The 17,781-nt window shown below is 62.6% G+C and carries 16 protein-coding genes; 2 read left to right on the top strand and 14 right to left on the bottom strand.

The window, feature by feature from the left end; genetic code table 11:
• The 9 genes from K8I61_11905 to K8I61_11865 form a co-directional block, all read right to left on the bottom strand.
• Nucleotides 1-1,166 (bottom strand): hypothetical protein (locus tag K8I61_11905; protein ID MBZ0272734.1); only part of this gene is annotated, 1,166 nt, incomplete at its 3' end.
• 67 nt (nt 1,167-1,233) lie between these two features.
• Nucleotides 1,234-1,992, bottom strand: coding sequence for a hypothetical protein (locus K8I61_11900; protein MBZ0272733.1), 759 nt, complete (start codon nt 1,990-1,992; stop codon nt 1,234-1,236).
• A 41-nt stretch (nt 1,993-2,033) separates the two neighbouring features.
• A complete protein-coding gene (locus tag K8I61_11895) occupies nt 2,034-3,029 on the bottom strand; it encodes a hypothetical protein (protein MBZ0272732.1) in 996 nt (331 codons plus the stop codon).
• Between the two features lie 189 nt (nt 3,030-3,218).
• On the bottom strand, nt 3,219-3,428 hold the full coding sequence (locus K8I61_11890) for a DUF2892 domain-containing protein (GenBank protein ID MBZ0272731.1): 210 nt from the start codon (nt 3,426-3,428) through the stop codon (nt 3,219-3,221).
• A gap of 14 nt (nt 3,429-3,442) precedes the next feature.
• The gene (locus K8I61_11885) at nt 3,443-3,736 is read right to left on the bottom strand and encodes a hypothetical protein (protein ID MBZ0272730.1); all 294 of its coding nucleotides are present in this window, start codon (nt 3,734-3,736) and stop codon (nt 3,443-3,445) included.
• Entirely contained in the window at nt 3,733-7,047 is a 3,315-nt protein-coding gene (locus tag K8I61_11880; protein MBZ0272729.1) for an efflux RND transporter permease subunit, read from the bottom strand. The genes K8I61_11885 and K8I61_11880 overlap by 4 nt, the downstream gene beginning before the upstream one ends.
• Nucleotides 7,047-8,138 (bottom strand): efflux RND transporter periplasmic adaptor subunit, encoded by a 1,092-nt coding sequence (locus tag K8I61_11875; protein ID MBZ0272728.1) that lies wholly within the window; start codon nt 8,136-8,138, stop codon nt 7,047-7,049. Before K8I61_11875 ends, K8I61_11880 begins: the two co-directional genes overlap by 1 nt.
• Nucleotide 8,139: 1 nt before the next feature.
• Nucleotides 8,140-9,504: a TolC family protein gene (locus K8I61_11870; GenBank protein ID MBZ0272727.1), complete on the bottom strand. Its 1,365-nt coding sequence runs from the start codon at nt 9,502-9,504 to the stop codon at nt 8,140-8,142.
• A 119-nt stretch (nt 9,505-9,623) separates the two neighbouring features.
• Nucleotides 9,624-9,896 carry a hypothetical protein gene (locus K8I61_11865; protein MBZ0272726.1) on the bottom strand — a complete coding sequence of 91 codons (273 nt, stop codon included), beginning with the start codon at nt 9,894-9,896 and terminating at the stop codon, nt 9,624-9,626.
• 103 nt (nt 9,897-9,999) lie between these two features.
• Between K8I61_11865 and K8I61_11860 the strand changes: the two genes are divergently transcribed.
• Nucleotides 10,000-10,455 carry a transposase gene (locus K8I61_11860; GenBank protein MBZ0272725.1) on the top strand — a complete coding sequence of 152 codons (456 nt, stop codon included), beginning with the start codon at nt 10,000-10,002 and terminating at the stop codon, nt 10,453-10,455.
• A 59-nt stretch (nt 10,456-10,514) separates the two neighbouring features.
• On the opposite strand, the gene K8I61_11855 is transcribed toward K8I61_11860, so the two are convergent.
• From K8I61_11855 to K8I61_11835, 5 genes are all read right to left on the bottom strand, one after another.
• Nucleotides 10,515-11,699: an IS1634 family transposase gene (locus K8I61_11855; protein ID MBZ0272724.1), complete on the bottom strand. Its 1,185-nt coding sequence runs from the start codon at nt 11,697-11,699 to the stop codon at nt 10,515-10,517.
• A gap of 69 nt (nt 11,700-11,768) precedes the next feature.
• The gene (locus tag K8I61_11850; GenBank protein MBZ0272723.1) at nt 11,769-13,739 is read right to left on the bottom strand and encodes a hypothetical protein; all 1,971 of its coding nucleotides are present in this window, start codon (nt 13,737-13,739) and stop codon (nt 11,769-11,771) included.
• 376 nt (nt 13,740-14,115) lie between these two features.
• A complete protein-coding gene (locus K8I61_11845; protein MBZ0272722.1) occupies nt 14,116-14,538 on the bottom strand; it encodes an ATP synthase F0 subunit B in 423 nt (140 codons plus the stop codon).
• 260 nt (nt 14,539-14,798) lie between these two features.
• Nucleotides 14,799-15,386 carry a hypothetical protein gene (locus tag K8I61_11840; GenBank protein MBZ0272721.1) on the bottom strand — a complete coding sequence of 196 codons (588 nt, stop codon included), beginning with the start codon at nt 15,384-15,386 and terminating at the stop codon, nt 14,799-14,801.
• A gap of 13 nt (nt 15,387-15,399) precedes the next feature.
• Nucleotides 15,400-16,926 carry a sodium:proton antiporter gene (locus tag K8I61_11835; GenBank protein ID MBZ0272720.1) on the bottom strand — a complete coding sequence of 509 codons (1,527 nt, stop codon included), beginning with the start codon at nt 16,924-16,926 and terminating at the stop codon, nt 15,400-15,402.
• A 232-nt stretch (nt 16,927-17,158) separates the two neighbouring features.
• On the opposite strand from K8I61_11835, the gene K8I61_11830 reads away from it, so the two are divergent.
• Complete coding sequence (locus K8I61_11830) at nt 17,159-17,692, top strand: excisionase family DNA-binding protein (GenBank protein ID MBZ0272719.1); 534 nt, start codon at nt 17,159-17,161, stop codon at nt 17,690-17,692.
• The last annotated feature ends 89 nt before the right edge of the window (nt 17,693-17,781 follow it).

The raw sequence follows: 17,781 nt of genomic DNA, 5'->3' as shown, positions 1-17,781 counted from the left end.
TCGTTGTCCATGAGGTCGCAAACCTGAGCGGCGTCCTCGGCGAACACGAAGTAGTCGTCGCCGAGCGTGAACACGATGCCGCACGCATACATGTCGGCGATGGTGTCCGCGCAACCGCCTGTGGTCTGCGTTTCAAGGCAGCCGTTGAAGCAGTTCACGTCGCAGGTGCCGACCTCGATGCAATCCGCGAAGCAGTTCCAGGTCGGGCTGTCGGTCTTGGCGCCGGTGCCGTTCACGAAATCCTCGGACAGGTCGCACCACTCTTCGAGGGCAAGCTCGTCGAGCGGGTCGCCGTTGTCGTCAAGGAAGGAAATGCCGCAGCCGAGGAACATACTCTCCGCGACGTCCTGGCATGAGGCGCCGGTCATATCGTCGTCCGCGTCATCGTCGTCGTCGCCAACACCTCCGCAGTTATCCGCCACGCACGTTTCCACGTCCTCGCAAAACTCCGAGACCCAGACGCAACCGGCGACGCAGTTGGCAAATGGATCGCCCGATTCACAGGCCGCGACGGCCTCCGCTTCCGTGAGTTGCCCCGAATCGTCCGCGAGCGCCATGCCGCAATCGTTGTAGAGTGCGGCGAGCGCGTCGCTGCAGTAACCGTCGTCATCGTCGTCGCCCCAGTCGTCGTCCCAGTCATCGTCCCCGTCATCGTCCCAATCATCGTCCGGCAGGCCGTCACTATCATCGTCGCACGCGATCGTCGCGGTCACGGTTAGATCGCAAAACGCGTTGGCTTCGGGATCGTTCGTCGCGACGACATCGATGACGGCCTCCTCCTCACAGTCGAGCGACTCGGTGCGCACGGCGAACGCGCCCGCGCCGGAGATGGTGGCAAAACATGCCGTGTCGTCGGACACACCCGCGCCGCGCAGGTGATAAGTATTGCCGTTGTTGATGGCGTATTGTCCGCGCACCTCGCGGATCGTGAAGTCGGGGTTCAGCAAGAGTTTGTCGACGACGAGCGACAGGCCGATATCGTCGCATCGCCCGCCGCTTTCGCGAAACGGCGCCTCGACCATTTTATCCGAGGTGATGGGGCAGGACGCGCTCTTGCCGTCATCGTCGTCGTCATCATCCCCGCCGCCAATGCACGCCAGGGACAGGATAAGCCACGCGAGGGCGATAAAGGCGCCCGCCTGAATCCGCATGCGTTCGCTTGTCATCGAGTATCCTCCCTCCATCATCCGTTCGCGCCCGCTTCACCATCGGCGCCGCCGTCGCGAGCGGAAATCAAAACGACAGGCCGCAGTTGTCCACCAGGCACTCGCCCATCGAGTCGCAGTCGTCGTTGTTGTCGTAGCACGCCATGTAGCAGTCACGCTCATGGACGTAATCCGGATTGCTGCAAAGCTCCCCGGGCTCGATCACATGGCCTTCGCCGTCCACGAGCGTGAAGCAGCCGTCGTCGCCAAAGAGAAAGCTCATCGCGTCAACGCAACCGGGCCCGGCGTCGTCGTCAGATTCGTCATCGTCGAAGTCGTCGTCGATATCGTCGGCTTCGCCGTCGCATCCGTCATTCGAAACGGCTACCAGCTCGCAAAACGCCTGCGCGCTCGGGTCGGCGGCCGTCAGGACTCCAACCGTCGTCCGGCTCGAACACGCGGATGCCTCCGAACGCACCGCGAACGATCCCGAACCGGTGATCTCGACAAAACAATCGCCCCCTTCGGGCGTGCCCGCGCCGCGCAGATAATAGACGTTCGCGTTGCCGATGGCGTAACGACCACGCACCTCCCGGATCGTCTGGTCCTCGTTTTGTCGGAGTTCCTTGATGACCAACGTGAGCCCAAGCGCCGTGCAGTCGCCGACATAATCCTGGTAAGGCACGGATTTCAGACTTTCGCCCGGAATCGGGCACGATGCACGTTTTGCCGCGTCGCCGTCATCGTCGTCGCCGCCGCCGCCGCTCGACAGGCACGCCGGCACGAGAGCGACGATAAGAACCGCGCATGCGGCGCCGAATCCCAGGCGCGTCATCAAGTTTTCCATGCGTCGCCTCCCTCGAATTCACGATCTGTCATCGGACGCGATCAGCAATATTCCCCGACGCATTCCTCCACGTCCTCGCAGAATTCCGAAACCCAGACGCATCCCGCCACGCAGTCGGCAAACGGATCGCCCGACTCGCAGGCCGCAACCGCCTCGGATTCGGAGAGTTGGCCGGTATCGTCCGCGATAGCCATGCCGCAATCGTTGTAGAGCGCCGCGTACGCGCCGCTGCAATAAGTGTCACCGTCATCATCGTCGCCGTCATCGTCGAGGCCGTCGCAATCGATCACGTCTTCGGAGAACTGATTCGCGCATTCATTCGCGGCGGCGCCGCCGGTACATCCCGCATCGTGCAGGCAGGCAAAGTAGTCAGCCATCGCGTCGTCTAAGCAATCGTTCCAGAAGTCGGCGTAGTCCTTGATGTAGTCGCAAGCCAATTCGGCATCATCGACGGTCACGCCGCATCCGACATAGAACGCGACGCACATTTCGTAGGCCTCGTTGACGTCGTCGCCATCGTCGTCGTCATCCGTGCCCTCGCCGGATCCGCCGTCGTCGCCGCAATCCGCGGACGCGTCGACCGAAAACCGGCAAAACGCCCGCGCGTCGGGATTCGCCGCGGTCACGACGTCGATGACGATCGACTCCTCACAGCGATCGGACTCGGTACGCACGGTGAAAGTTCCGGCGCCGGACAGACGCTCGTAGCACGCCGTATCCGGGGAGAGCCCGGCGCCACGCAGGTAATACGTGTATTCGTTTGTGATCGCGTACTGCCCGCGGATTTGGCGGATCGTGAAGTCGTCGTTCGCGCCGAACGCCTCGACAATGATCGCAAGGCCAATTTCCTCGCAATCGTTCACGACGGCGCTGATCGGTTCGTCGCCAAGATCATCGCCCGGGATCGGGCAGGCCGCGTCGCCATCATCGCCGCTATCATCATCGTCGTCGTCATCACCGCAAGCGGACGCCAGGTTGAAGCCGACCGCCGCGCAGAGAAGCGCGATGACAAACGCTTGTCGGACCTGATGAATCATCATGCCTCCCTACAAATTCATGAAAATGTTTCTATCACGTTTGCGATGGGGCGAAAAGAAAAATCTTCTATATTGTTTGGCCGTTGACGTGCAGGACCGGCACGCCCCCGCGCCGTGGACGGGTCCAAAAACGCCAAACGCCCCGGCGTGGGGCGATCGGGGCGATTCGGGTGCGTGGACGGCGGTCAATCAGCTCGCGCAGGAGGCGCCGTCATCCTTGTGCCCGCACGCGCGCAGCAGCGACATCATCGGGCACCACCTGGTGAACGCGGACTGCACGAGGTTCACGCCGACGAAGGCGGTGAAGGCGTACGCCCACGGTGTCACGGCGTAACCGATGACGACGGAGATGAGAATGAAAGCTCCCGCGATCAGCCGTAGCGCTTCGTTGAGGTTCATAAACTTTCCTTTCCTCAGATGAATTCTTCCACGTTCATCGTGGCGATGTGGATGGGTTTCTCGCACGCGGGATCCCGGCGGCAGGCGCCGACGAGCGCCTCCTTGATGGATTCGGCGTGCGTGTCCGTGACGATGGAAAAGACGATGGAGTTCGCGCCCGGATGAAGGCGCGAGGCGAATTTCTTGCCGTGCATCCCCTCGCCAAACGCGGTCGGAATCTCCGTGAAACCGACGACCGCGTGCTCCTCGAGCAGGACCTCGACCGTGTCGCGGAATTTGTCGTCGACGATGATCATCAGCATCTTCATGCCGCGTCCTCCTGATGGTGGTGCAGCACGTCGCCGTGAACGCGGATCTCGTGCCTGCGGAACATGTAGTAGGAAAGCGGAATCACGACGAGCGTGAGCGCGGTGGAAATCGTGACGCCGAAAATCAGGCTGACCGCGAGCCCGGAGAAGATCGGGTCGAGCATGATGACCGCGCCGCCGATGACAAGCGCCGCCGCCGTCAGGACAATGGGCCGGAAACGCACCGCGCCCGCCTGCAACACGGCTTCCTTCAATTCCGCGCCCGCGTCGAGTTCCTGTTCGATGAAATCGACGAGCAGGATCGAATTGCGCACGACGATACCCGCGAGCGCGATGAAACCGATCATCGACGTGGCGGTGAAATACGTGCCCGTGAGCCAATGCCCGGGGATGATGCCGATCAGCGTCAGCGGGATCGGGGTCATGATGATGAACGGTGTCGCAAAGCTGCGAAACCACGCGACAACCAGGATGTAGATGAGAATCATCACCACGCCAAAGGCGATGCCCATGTCGCGGAATACGTCGTGCGTGATCTGCCACTCACCATCCCACTTGACCGAATACGTGCTCTCGTCCTCGGGCATTCCCGAGAACAGTTGCGCGGCCTTGGCGCCGTCCGGCGCGACGAGATTCGCGATGGTGTCCTTCGTGTCGAGGATGCCGTAGACGGGGCTTTCGTCTTCGCCCACGACCTCGCCGGTCACGTACACCACGCGACGCAGGTCCTTGCGATAGATGAACGGCTCCTGCCCGCGCGTGTCGCGCTCGGTCACCGACTGCACGGCGACAAGTCGCCCGTCGCCGGCGTGGACCTTGATGCTTTCGATGTCCTCGACCGACGAGCGCAACGGCTCGGGCACGTGCACCATCAACTCCACCGGCTCGCGGTCGCGGCCGGTGTGCAAAAGACCGGCGGATTTGCCGTACAGCGCGAGGCCCACAGTATTCGTGACCTGCTCGGTCGTGATGCCCGAAAGCGCCGCCTTGGCCTTGTCCACCGTGAAGGCGAACTTCGCCTGCTCGCGCTCCACCCACCGATCGACATCCGTGATGCCCGGCGCCTCGGTAAAGACGCGCTCGATGTCCGCGGCGAACTTGCGCTGGCCCTCGATATTCGGACCGTATACCTCGGCCATCATTGTCGCCCACACCGGCGGGCCGGGCGGAACCTCGGCGACGATCACCGTTGCGTCGTGGTTCGCCGCGATGGCGTCGATCGTCGGCCGCAGGCGGCGCGCGATGTCGTGCGACTTCTCGGCGCGGTCGTGCTTGGGCAAAAGATTCACCTGCACATCGGCGACGGTCGGTCCCTGGCGCAGGAAGTAGTGGCGAACCAGGCCGTTGAAGTTGATCGGCCCGCTCGTGCCCGCGTAGATCTGCAGGTCGGCGACCATCGGGTCCTTCGCGAGCGCGTCGGCGATCTCGCGCGCGAGTGCGGTCGTTTCCTCGAGCGTCGTGCCCTCGTCGGCGTCGATGACGACCTGGAACTCCGACTTGTTGTCGTGCGGCAGCATCTTCACCTTCGCCGCGCGCACGTAAAAAAGCGACATCGACGCGAACAGCAGAACGACGACCGACGCCAGCGCGAGGTTGCGCAGCTTCGCGTTCTCGACCAGCGGCTCCATGAGCCGGCGATATACCGCGTCGATGCGGCCCGCGCCGTGTTCGGCGTCGTGCGCCGCCTCGCCCTTGCCGAGCCTTGCGCGCACGCGCTCCGAAAGCGTCATCAGCCCGCCGGCCATCCACGGCGTCACCACGAACGCGACGACAAGCGAGAAGAACATCGCCGCCGACGCGCTGATGGGAATGGGGCTCATGTACGGGCCCATCATTCCGGAGACGAAAGCCATCGGCATGAGCGCGAAGATGACGGTGAACGTCGCGAGGATCGTCGGGTTGCCGACCTCGTCCACAGCGTATGGCGTCATCACCGATTGCGGCGCCCACTTCATGCGCGCGTGGCGGTGAATGTTCTCGACCACGACGATCGCGTCATCCACCAGAATCCCGATCGCGAAGATGAGCGCGAACAGCGTAACGCGGTTGAGCGTGTAGCCGAAAAAATAGCTCGTGAAGAGCGTAAGTGAGAGCGTCATCGGAACGGCGACCGCGACGACCGCCGCCTCCTTCACGCCGAGAAACACGCCCATCAAAATGATGACCGCCACCGTGGCAAGCACCATGTGGAAGATCAACTCGTCTGATTTTTCCTTCGCGGTGAAGCCGTAGTCGCGCGTGAGCGTCGCGTCGATGCCCGACACGATCACATCGCCTTTCAGGTCCTGCACGCGCTTCCAAAGCGCGGTCGTCAAATCGGTCGCGTTCGCGCCGCGCCGCTTGGCGACGGCGATCGTCACCGCCGCCTCATCGGCGAACGGCCAGTCGGAATCGCCCGCGTCCTTTGCGGCGGCGTGCGTCGCGCCCGCGCGGTGAAAGACGTAATTCGCGATCTCCTCGGGTCCGTCGATCACTTCCGCAACGTCGGCCAGATACACGGGCCGGCCGCCGTAAACCGCGACGACCGTATTGCCGACGTCCCGCGCGTCGCGGAAAAAGTCGCCGACCTCCACGAGATAATTCTTGCCGCCCTTGGCAAACGCGCCCGCCGGAAGATTCGCGTTATCGCGCGAAAGCGCGCCGAACACTTGCAACGGCGAGACCATGAACCCCGCGAGGCGCGCGGGATCGATCGCGACGCGCACCTGCCGGCGCTGCCCGCCGATGAACGTCACGTCCGCGACGTCGGGCGCCTTCTTGAGCTCGGTCGCCAATTCCCCCGCGACCTGGCGCAGCATGTAATGATCGTAGAGTTTCGAGTGCAGCGTCACCGCCATGACCGGAACGTCGTCGATCGTGCGCAGCTTGATGAGCGGCTGCCCCACGCCGTGCGGAATCCGGTCCGCGTTGCCGTGCAGCTTGTTGTAGACCTTCACCAGACTGTCTTCTTCGTTCTCGCCGACCTTGAAGCGGGCGATCACCATCGAAAGACCCGGGCGCGACACCGAGTAGAGATGCTCGACGCCCGTGATCTCCCAGAGCAGCTTCTCCATCGGGTCGGTGACGAGCGTCTCGATCTCCTCGGGCGAGAGCCCCGCCGACGGCACGAAGATGTCGATCATCGGAACGATGATCTGAGGCTCTTCCTCGCGCGGCGTGATCGCGAGCGCGAGCGCGCCGAGGAAAAACGCGAACAGCACCAGAAGCGGCGTCAGCTTGTTCGCCTGAAACGCGGCGGCGATCCGCCCGGAGACGCCGAGCTTTTTTCGTTCGAAGTGCCGCCGCAGAACCTCGCGTTCCTTCGCGTCCATCAGTTCACCACCTTCGCCGGCTGGCCGTCGATGAGTTCGGAGATGTCGGAGGTCACGATGCGGTCCTTCGCGAGGACGCCCGCGAAGATCTCCGTCCTGTCGCCGGACGCACGCCCCTCGCGCACGAGGCGCAGACGCACGCGATCGCCGTGATCCACGACCCACACCCCCGCCAGTTGCCCGCGACGCACGACGCGGTCCGACGGCGCAAGCCGCGCGCTCGCCGCGCCGTCCGGCTTCGCGAAACGCACGCGCCCGAACAGGCCGGACCGAACCTCCGCACCGTCAACAAGCGCGATGCGAACGACCTGGCTGTGCGTTCCGTCGGAGGCCGGCACGATCTCGCTGATCTCGCCGTCGATTTGCGATTTTTCGCCGGACACGGCGTCGAGCAGGACCGGCGCCTTTTGCCCGATCTCGATGAACGCAACGTCGCGTTCGTTGACCGTCGTCTCGAACTCCAGCGCGGATTGGCCCTCGATGCGCACGAGCGGCCGGCCGGGCGCGACCATCTCGCCCTCCTCGATCATCGTGTCGACGACAACGCCATCAAACGGCGCGGCGACGCGGGCCTCGGCGAGGTAGCTTGCGGCCTCGGCGACGGCGCCCTGTGCCTGCTCCAGCGCGCCCCTTGCCGCGTCGTAATCGAACGTCGCCTTGTCGAGCTCCGCCTTGGACGCCGATCCGGATTCGAACAGCGTCACGAAGCGCTTGTGATTGGCCTCCGTAATCGCGAGCGCCGCCCTGGCTTGCGCGAGCGCGCCGGCAGCCTGCTGCGCCTTGCCGGCGATATCCGCGTCGTCGATGCGCATGAGCGTCTGCCCGCGACGCACCTTGCTGCCCGCCTTCACCTTGATGTCGCGCACCGTGCCCATGACCTTCGAGGCGAGGGTCGATTCGCGCACGTTCTTCACGCGGCCGACGGTCTGGAAAAACGCGCCGGATTCGGCGCCGCCGGGTGTTTCGACACGCACCTCGGCGACGGGCGGCTCGACGTAGGGCGTCGTGGTCGCGCCGGGCCCGCAGCCCGCGGCGGCGATCGCCGCAAACGCCGCGAACGCGACAAGGATCGTGCTCTTTTTGGTTTTCATATCAGTTCCCTTCCGTCGTTTCGGCGTCCGGGCCGCACTGCTGATCGCCAACGGCGTGGCGAAGCGCGAGCCGCGCGAGAATCAGGTCGTAGGTGGCGTTGAGTTCGTTGGTTTTCGCCTTGGTGTCGTTTGTCTGCGCGTCGAGCAGATCGCCGATCTTGAGCAGGCCGCTTTCAAAGCGGTTGGTCTGGATTTCGAGCGCGCGTTCGGCCTGCGTCACCGACGCGGACGCGACGGCGAATTTCTGCTCCGCGGCCGAAAGGTTCAGCCGCTTTTCCATCACCTGCAGCGCGACGCCCTCGCGCATGTGCGCAAGGCGCGTTTTGGCGGCGCGCGCCTCGTTGACGGCCTTGCCGACCTTCGCGACATCGCGCCCGCCGTCGAAGATTTCCCAGTTGGCCACAAGGAAAACCGACCAGTCTTCCGCCTGATCGCCGAGCCATTCCTCGTCGTCATGAAAATTGTATTCGGCCTTCAGCCCCACGGTGGGGACAAAGCCCGTCGCGGCCATCGCCTGCCCGGCGCGCGCGACATCGACCTTGCGCATCATCGCGGCAAGGTCGGCGCGCCTGGCGAGCGCCTCGTCAACGAGCGCATCCGGTTCTCCGGCCCCGCATTCGAAATCCGGCGGTTCCGCGAGATCCCACGCCTTGCCGCGTTCGGCGCCAAGCAGGAAGTTCAGGTTCTCGATCGCCAGGCGATAATGGTTTGACGCCTCGACGTTCGCGAGCTTCGCCTCGCCGCGATACACCTGGGCCTGCAACTTGTCGGATTCGAGCGCAAGGCCCTGGTCGTAATAGTCGCCCGCCGTCTTCACGTGGCGGTCCATCGTGGCGATCACCTGCTCGGTCAGCGCCACGAAGCGCCGCGCGCGCAGGGCGTTGTAATACGCCTCGGTGACGCGGAAACGCACATCGACCTTCTGCCAGTCGCGCGCGTGTCCGGCCGCCTGAACCATGCGGCGGGCCTGGTGGATGCCGGTCAGGATCTTCCCGCCGCCGAAGATCGCCTGCGTCCCTTCGATGCGTGTGATGTAGTCGTCGGTGACGTCGGGCTCGTTCGGATCGGTCGTCTGGAATTCCATCAGCGAGAACGTCCCCTGGTTCAGCGACGTACCGAAGGCCATCACGGGGTTGTTTGTTTGCATGTGGATCGCCTGCACCGAAACGTGCGGCAGGTAATAGCTGACCGCCTCGCCGACTCCGAAACCGGCCGCGTTGCGGTCGTATTGCGCGGCCTGAATCTCCCGATTGCCCGCGAGCGCCAGGTCGATCGCGCGCTCGAGTGTCAGAGTCTCGGTCGCGAAAGCCGGCGGGCTTGCCGCAGCCAGCAAAAGTACGAAAGTCGTCATCCACGCCAAACGCATCCACGCACCTCGTCTCGATTGGGGGACTTCCTGGAACTGCAGCATCACGAGGGTGGATAGACCACGATCCGTGCCAAGCGGCGTTCCGCACCGGAAGTTATTGTTTTATTTGATGATTGTTAATGTCTGGCGGGATCGTTGCGGCGTAATGTTTCGCGTTGTTTCGCTGATGTTGCATCGATTTGTTTCATTGCGTTGCGCGCCCGGGGTCGCCGAGCCCGGCCGGCACGAATGTCGTTATCTTCCGTCGCGTAGCAGTCGCCAAAAGCCGGTTCGAACGCGGGCAATCCCAAGTTGTGCGCCAAGTCGTAAAGGGAGTGCTTCTTGTCGATGGAGCGAATCAGATCCGTCTGGAAAAGCGGAAGCGAAACACGCGCCTTTTTCGGCTTCATGATTTACGGCGTTTCGTCCCTCCAACCCCATTTCGCGTGAAAATCATCTACCACGGAATGCGCGTGGCGGGACGTGTGTTGGCGCGAGGGAACGAAAGGCGCGTTGGTCTCGCGCTTTGCGGCCCTCCGGGTGCGCGCGGCGCATCGGGACTATAAAAAGTCCGAGCTTCGCGAGCGCGAATGGCTGCTCGTCGAATGGCCCAAAAACGAGAAGGAACCGACGAAATACACCCTGTCCTCGGCCCCGGGGATGGTCCCCCTCGACGATCTGGTGCGCCTGGTGAAACTGCGCTGGCGGATCGAGCGGGATTACGAAGAAATGAAACAGGAACTCGGGCTCGGGCACTACGAAGGCCGCGGATGGAGGGGGTTCCACCATCACGGTGCCCTTTGCGTCGCGGCGTATGCCTTCCTCGTCGCGGAGCGGGCGAGGCTTTCCCCCCCAGAGCCTCTGGCCTTCCTCAAAGCCGCTCGCCTACCCAAAGGTTTTCGGCCAAGAGGCGCCCCCGGTTCGTCCCGAACGACACAGCCCCGCGTCCATCGCCACGAAACGACTTGAATGCGCACGATACCTCACCAAAAATCTCGGGCACTGCCCCTGCTGTGGGCACGAAACGTTTATGACACAGTAGTAATAGGTGACTGTCCCCTTTTTTGCCACTTCTCGCCTTTCAGGAATCGGCGATACCCGGTGTTTCCGACGAGGCTCTTCGACTCGCCGGCTTCGAGTTTTTCCATGAGCGACTGGACCATCGCCTCGCGCGCGGCGGCGTCCTTTTTCGCCTCGACCTCGTTGTAACAGACGACGTAGCGCTTGCCTTCGAGGGTCCGCTCCGCCACGCCGAGGCCGGGCGCGATCTCGTCGAACTCGCGCGTCATGTGCAGAAGGTCCGTCACGTCGAGGTCCCGGCGCATCCGGCAGCCGAGGATGAAATCGAACGGCGCCTCTTTATCCCCCGTGAGCAGCTCGATCGAGTCCTTCGAGATCATCCCGCGATCCGCGACGACGACGACGCGCCGGATCTGAAAGCGCTCGCGCAGGCGCGTGACCACGTGCGTGAAGGCGTCCTTGTCCGCGGTGTTGCCGGGAAAGACCTCCCACGCGATCGGCCAGCCGGATCGATCCACCGCGACGCACAGCACCATCTGCGGCAGGTCCGGCCGTTTGTCGCGGGAGTAACCGCGTTTGCAAAACGCCGTCTCCTGGTCGCGATAGACGTACGTGCTCGTCGTGTCCAGGAAGACCAGGTCAATCTCCTGATGAAACAGGTCGCGGTCGCGAAAAAAGAGCATGCGCTCCAATTCCTCGCGGACCTCGGCAAGCCAGCCGACCGTGCGGTACATCTGGTGCAGGCCGATCTCGGGCAGACCCTCGACGTCTTTCAACCACTCCGAGCCTTGAAGATCGCTGCCCGGTTCGCACAGCCGCTGCAAGGCCAGCGCAAACGCCACGCGCTCCGGGTCGAACGCGAACTTCCGGCCAGCGGCCAGACGCCCCAGCACGTGCGGCAAACCCTGCCGCTCCCACAAACGGCCGAAAACCAGCGCCGGACCCCAGGATTTCGCCGACCGCGCCACCATCCCCTGCGTGCGGTGGGCCTCGATCACGCGCACGCGATCGCTGAATTTCGCGAGGCTTGTCAGCACGCCGTCGAGCTGGCCCGACGCCCGCAAATGCTCGATGCGCCCGAGATTCGCGATCAGCCGTTGTTTGACCTTCGCGCCTTCCCGGTAGGATTCGCAAATTTGCAGGTACTCGTAGGTCTTCCCGCCCTGCACACTACGCCGCAGCCGTACAAACATGCGGTCACATTCAATGCCAACGACGCTGCTGTCAACAGCTAATCCACATGCAGACGCGCTTTTTTACCACTACATTTTCGACGATTTTCCAAAATTCGGCGCGTAAATCCTTGATTTTACTCGATTCACAAAATCGAAACCGCCAACAAGTGTCGAAAATGAGTCTGAGCCGAGTCGGACTCCAGGGACATCAAACCATGTGTTTTTCCGCCGCCACGCATTGTTTTCGCGCTCGAAAAAATACGTTTGATAGTAAACGCGCGTAAGTTGGTGTGGCGTCGTCCGCCAATCTACACGGGTGACCGTCGCGTACGTCACGCCGTCGCGTGTCGGCGCAAGTCCGAGCCACCGGAAACCTGTGCCGTTATACGAATCGCCCGCGTCTGGAATTTCGCTGAGCGCTTGCGTCAACCATGAACCCCTTTCGCCAAAGACGTGCGTTACTTTCTCCTCGGTTCGATACAGGATGTTCACAACACCACTTTTCGCGCGTAGAACGATGCATGGTGCGGAGTGCTCATACATCTTACCTGGCGGCAACGCCTCGGACGTCCATTCACCACTCGAATTTGTCCAATACTTTAGCTCGCGAGTATCCGGGTCGAAACCACAGACATGGCTGTGGCCCGCATCGTCACGATCAATCGACGGGCTGTAATGCTTTTCGCCAGTCGCGAGCGTCGTCCGCATCGCCATGTCATCGCGAATCTCCCAGGCGACGAGCTTGTTTATGTCGGAGCAAATGACCGAGAGCGACCCGTCGGATGAACTCGCGGCATCGAATCCGCTCCGGCAACTCCCGACATTCATGGCCCGTTTTTTTAAGCCGCTATCACTTGAGGCGGCAATACCGATTTTCCCGTCCAACTCGTAAACAAGCCGCGCCGTGCCCGCCTCATCAATCGCGATCGAACCGGATTCGAGATAGATCGCACCCGCAAACGGTAGCGTCGTTGATATCCATTCGGATTCGTCGCGAGCAATCTTATCGAGCTGTTCGCCATTTGGATCGTGAAATACGATCGGTGCGCCGTCGCCGTCGAATGCAAGGCGAAATTCGCCGCTGCTAGCCGCCGTCGTACCTGGTAGCACTTCGATTTCCCACGCCGGGCCCGTCCGCCGCGCGTACCGCAAGTTCGAGTCGCCCACATAAGCGATGGCAACGTCACCGCGCGGGTCAAACGTGATCGCGCAACCGGAGCGCGAGGTGTTGTCGACGACCTCCCGCTGAAAAGCGCCGTTCGTATTGTTGGCGTAATATCGAACGCCGTCACTCCGCGTGTACGTCACATGCACGACGCCTGCCGCATCAAGCGCCATCGCGCCGCCAAGATAGCCTGCATCGTCGATGTCCTGAAATTGCCAGATCCCTCCGGCGTTGTTCGCGTATTGCGGCGGATAAGAATCTCCGTCGTATGCGACGTGAACGTGATCCTCGGCGTCAACGGCAATCGCGACCGTGTACCCGAGATCAAATCGCGGGTCGAACTCTGCCGCGGTCCACCCCGCGTCCGTTTGCTCCAGATAGATCGGCCCGTGATAGGCCCCGACCAGAACACGCGCGTGACTTTTCGAGTCGATCGTGATCGCCGTTCTCGGGCACACGAATGAATCCAAAGCCACGATGAGGACGGTCTCGTCCGCCCAATCGCCGCCGGCATTTGTCGCGTAGCGGATATCAAAATTCGAGTCGCAATACGCGATATGGATATGATCTTGCGAATCGGTCGCTACGGAAACATCAAGAACGTATCGGCCCCAAGCGCGAATGATTTCCGACCATGTCCAATCGCCGTCTGGTGTTTCGCGAAGTTCCAATAGAAACGAACCCATCGTCGCAATGACCACGAATTGTCCGTCGGTAAACCGTGCCACGTCGAAACCCTCGCCGCCCAGCGCGCCGCCCTCGATCAACTCGCCATGGACGGGGCCGTCGTCGAAAGTGAACCCGGTCGCGTCGATCCAGCGGGTCGCGAACTCCGCGTCGCGATCACCCGCCGCATCGTCACCGAACTCGCTGATGGCATCGTCATCGTCCATCTCATCATCGTCCGCACTCGCGGAATCGTCATCGTCATCCGCCACGTCATCATTGTCGTCCGCGACGGCGATCGGCGTGCCGCCGGTGTCGCACCCGGCAAGCGCCGCCACGACGCACCCCACCGCCAGCACCAGGAACAGGTATCCCCGGAACACATGCACGCGATATGACATGCACTACCCCCGAAAAGAGGGATGCATCATATCACGAATGCGAGGAGTGAGGAGCGAGAATTGAGAAGCGAGATCGGGTGCGGGTACGTAGCTCTTCCGACAGCCAGCCCTTGATTCGAACCGGTTAACCGCTTGCTGACGCGCGCGGCTCTGTTGACTCGGCGACCTCCGCGCGCTCCGCGTCTCCGCGTGAGACTTGCGCTTACGCGGTTTCGAGCAGCTTTTTGGCGAGCTGGTCGGCGAGCTTGCGGGCGTCGGCGTCCAGGCGTTCGCGCGCGGCGGCGACGGTCGATTGCAGGTTCGCGCGCGTCTCTTTCATGATGCGCTCGGCCTGGCCGCGCGCCTCGCCGAACACCGACTCACGCTGTCGCGCGGACTCCTCCGCGAGCGCGGCGGACACGCGCTGGGCCTGCGTGTGCGCTTCCTCGAGCCTCGTTTCGAGATCGGCGCGCAACTCCTGAGCCTGGCGGCGAAGCTCGCGCGCCGCGTTCGCGGGCGCCTCGTGCGCCGCTTCGCGCGCGTCGAGCACCTTGCGCACCGGCGTGATCAGAACGCGCCCCAGAAAAACGAGGAGCGCCAGAAACAAAACGACGACGTATCCGAGCGTCCAGTTGACTTCGATCATACCCGATGTCCCCAAGCCGCCCGGCAAGGACGACCACGTTTGTCCGGCGCGTTATTTACGATATTTACCGCAAAGACGCAAAGGGCTTGTAGGAGGCTAGAAGGCTGAAAGACTGTAAACTCATCGCAGGAGGCGCAAAACACCGTTCACCACAGAGAGCGCGAAGGACACGGAGGGGAAAAAACGACCCGATGCGCGCTGTTTTTCCATCCGACGACGGAAACACGGAAATACCTCTGTGGACTCCGTGTTCTCCGTGGTCAATCGTTTTTGACGACGTCCGCGCCGAGCGTCAGGTGGATCTCCGAAAGCTCGACGAGCGGTTCTTCCTCGGCCCGGCGGTGCATGGCGACGAGCCTCGGCAGCTCGCCGGTCGCTTCGCCGTGTCCGACGTATTCGAAGTCGTGCGTCGGCGTGTAGAGCTCCTGCCCCTTGGCTTCCGGGTCGTCGCGCTGCTTGAATTCGTAGTTGCGCATCGTGACGCCCTCGGGCGGCGGATTGAACAGTCTCGCGATCGCGTGCGCCTTCTCCTTGTTGTAACAGCGAAACCGGAACTTGAAGCTTTGTTCAAGCACCTCGTGCGCCGACTCGATGTCGATCGCCGCCGCCGTCGCGGCCATCGCGCGGAAATCGTCGAATACCGCGGCGGGCACGAGCACGTGCAGGTGCGCTTTTTCCAGACGCACCATCTGCAACGCCTTGTGCAAGCGCGTCTCTCCGTGGATGCCGACATCGCGGGAGATGAAGACGGCGACGTTGGCGCCCATCGTCGCTCGCGCGTTGGCGACAAGGTCGCGAATCTCCTGCTCGTTGCCGGTCAGCACGAATTCGAAATAAGCCGCGCTCAAGGGGCGCCTCCTTTTAGAAGAAAACGAGTGTCATCAGCAGGAAGACGACGACGAGAACCGGAATCGAATACTTCAGCATGTAGCCAAAGAACGTGGGCATCGGAATGCCCGCCTCTTCCGCGATCGATTTTACCATGAAGTTCGGCGCGTTTCCGATGTAGGTGTTCGCGCCCATGAACACCGCACCGACGGAGATCGCCGCGAGGAAGTCGATGCCCGGCGGCGGCCCGCCCGCGGCAGCGCCGATGAGGTGCGGCACCGCCTGCGCCTCGGCCACGCCGGGGTAGAGCTGGCCGAGCGCGGCATTGAAAAACGTGAGGTACGTCGGCGCGTTGTCGAGAAAGCTCGACAAGACGCCCGTCGCCCAGAAGTAGCGGGGCGGCGTGTTCACCGCGGACACCAGGAAGCCGAGCGCGCCCTCCTGCCCGGCCTTCAGGATCTCGAGCGCGGGGATGATTGTGACGAAGATACCCGCGAACAGGTACGCGACCTCCAGGATCGGAAACCACGTGAAGCTGTTGGCCTCGCGCATCGAGGCCTGCGTCGATTTGTAGGCGGAGATGGCGATGACGACGATGGCGAAATCGCGAATGAGATTCTGTACGGACTCGTGCACGCCAAAGCCCATCGGGATCTCGCCGAGTTCGACCATGCCCGAAAACAGCACCGCGCCGACGATGCCAAGGAGGAACAGGAAGTTGTGCGCGCCCTCGATACGCAGGGGCTCGCGTTCGCCGTCGGCGGGCGGCGCGGACTCGCGGCGATACATCACGGTGTCCCAGACGTAAAAGATGGCGAGCACGAGCGCCGCGACGAAGGACGTTTCCAGCCAGACGTGTTTCATCGTCCAGAAAAACGGCACGCCGTGCAGGAATCCGAGGAACAGCGGCGGGTCGCCAAGCGGGGTCAGCGATCCGCCGATGTTGGCGACGAGGAAGATGAAAAAGACGACGACATGCGCCTGGCGCTTGCGCCACGCATTCGCGCGCAGCAACGGGCGGATCATCACCATCGCCGCGCCGGTCGTGCCGATCCAGGAGGCCAGGATCGTGCCGATGAGGATCATCGCGACGTTCACCGCGGGCGATCCGCGAAACGATCCGCGGACGACGATGCCGCCGGCCACGGTGAATAGGCCCGAAAGCAAAATGATGAACGGGATGAAATCCGCGATGACGATGTGCCAGATCGCGGACACGGCCTGCATCTTGTATCCAACGAGGAACGGCACGGCGAACGCGAGCGCGCAAACGGCGCTCACCTTCGGAAAGTGTTTGTGCCAGAAATGCGGAAGCACGAGCGGAAACAGGGCGATCGAAAGCAGAATCGCGGCAAACGGAATCGCCCACACAAGCGAAAGCTCCTTGCCGAGTTCGCCGTGGCCATGTGCCGCCTGCGCGTCGTGCGACCCGGCGCCGGCGGACTCGCCGCCAGCGTCGCCTTCGTCGTGGGATTGAGCCGCCGCCGGCGCCGCGAATAACGCGAACGCCGCGACAAAAAGGATCGCAAGAACAACCGTCCGCGAACGCACGATGGGAATCCGCCTATGAAAATCGGCCCGGGAATCAAGCGCGCGGCCCCTGCGCGCGCCGTCCGGGACCGAAAATAATCGTGCGGAACTTATCGTAAGAAAACCGGGGATGCTTTAGGGGCGTGTTGACGAAGATCAATCTCGCCCCTCCGGATGATCGCTCGCCGAATGGCCCGGGCGACCGCGCGGGCCTGGTTGCGTTTGGGTCGAATTTTCAATAATGTGAAACGTGGAGGTGATTTTGAAAATGGTATCCGAAAACGATCGCGACACGCGGCGGGTTACGCAGTCCCGGACTACGATATCGGTACCCAAGGGCGAGATCGACGAGGTCGCCGAGATAGCCAAGGTTTTGAAGGTCGCGCTGGCAAAAACGAAAGGGCGGCGTCCAAAAAGCCGGTTCGTCGGACCCGACGGAGAGTCATCGAAGATCCCCCATTCCGTGCTTCAGGTGATGGCGAAAGCTACGGAGTCGCTTGCGCGCGGCGATTCGGTTTCGGTCGTACGCGTTGACGCCGAACTCACGACCAAGCAAGCCGCCGACATCCTGAATGTATCGAGACAATATCTCGTTCGCCTGATTGAAGAAGGAGCATTGCCCGCGCGACGCACGGGCAGTCATCGCCGCGTGCAACTGCAGGATGTTCTCGCCTATAAAAAAATGCGTGACCGCAGGCGCCGGGCCGCGTTGCGCAAGCTCGTGCGGATTACTGAAGAAGCGGGAGGATATGGCTGGCAAATCGACGATCATAAGCGGAATGAATCGGGTTCCTAAGGCATCATGGCGGTTCCGATTGCCGTGCTCGACACAAATGTCCTCGTACCCGCCGCCCTTCGCGACACCCTGCTGCGATTCGCGGAGTC

The organism is bacterium, assembly GCA_019912885.1.
Taxonomy (GTDB): Bacteria; Lernaellota; Lernaellaia; order JACKCT01; family JACKCT01; genus JAIOHV01.
Note: the sequence above shows the minus strand (reverse complement) of the source record. Positions and strands in the feature narration are given on the sequence as shown.

Excerpts from the sequence above, each read along its gene's own strand:
- K8I61_11900 (MBZ0272733.1), bottom strand. The coding sequence starts at position 1,992 with ATGGAAAACTTGATGACGCGCCTGGGATTCGGCGCCGCATGCGCGGTT.
- K8I61_11895 (MBZ0272732.1), bottom strand. The coding sequence starts at position 3,029 with ATGATTCATCAGGTCCGACAAGCGTTTGTCATCGCGCTTCTCTGCGCG.
- K8I61_11890 (MBZ0272731.1), bottom strand. The coding sequence starts at position 3,428 with ATGAACCTCAACGAAGCGCTACGGCTGATCGCGGGAGCTTTCATTCTC.
- K8I61_11885 (MBZ0272730.1), bottom strand. The coding sequence starts at position 3,736 with ATGAAGATGCTGATGATCATCGTCGACGACAAATTCCGCGACACGGTC.
- K8I61_11880 (MBZ0272729.1), bottom strand. The coding sequence starts at position 7,047 with ATGGACGCGAAGGAACGCGAGGTTCTGCGGCGGCACTTCGAACGAAAA.
- K8I61_11875 (MBZ0272728.1), bottom strand. The coding sequence starts at position 8,138 with ATGAAAACCAAAAAGAGCACGATCCTTGTCGCGTTCGCGGCGTTTGCG.
- K8I61_11870 (MBZ0272727.1), bottom strand. The coding sequence starts at position 9,504 with ATGCGTTTGGCGTGGATGACGACTTTCGTACTTTTGCTGGCTGCGGCA.
- K8I61_11865 (MBZ0272726.1), bottom strand. The coding sequence starts at position 9,896 with ATGAAGCCGAAAAAGGCGCGTGTTTCGCTTCCGCTTTTCCAGACGGAT.
- K8I61_11855 (MBZ0272724.1), bottom strand. The coding sequence starts at position 11,699 with ATGTTTGTACGGCTGCGGCGTAGTGTGCAGGGCGGGAAGACCTACGAG.
- K8I61_11850 (MBZ0272723.1), bottom strand. The coding sequence starts at position 13,739 with ATGGACGATGACGATGCCATCAGCGAGTTCGGTGACGATGCGGCGGGT.
- K8I61_11845 (MBZ0272722.1), bottom strand. The coding sequence starts at position 14,538 with ATGATCGAAGTCAACTGGACGCTCGGATACGTCGTCGTTTTGTTTCTG.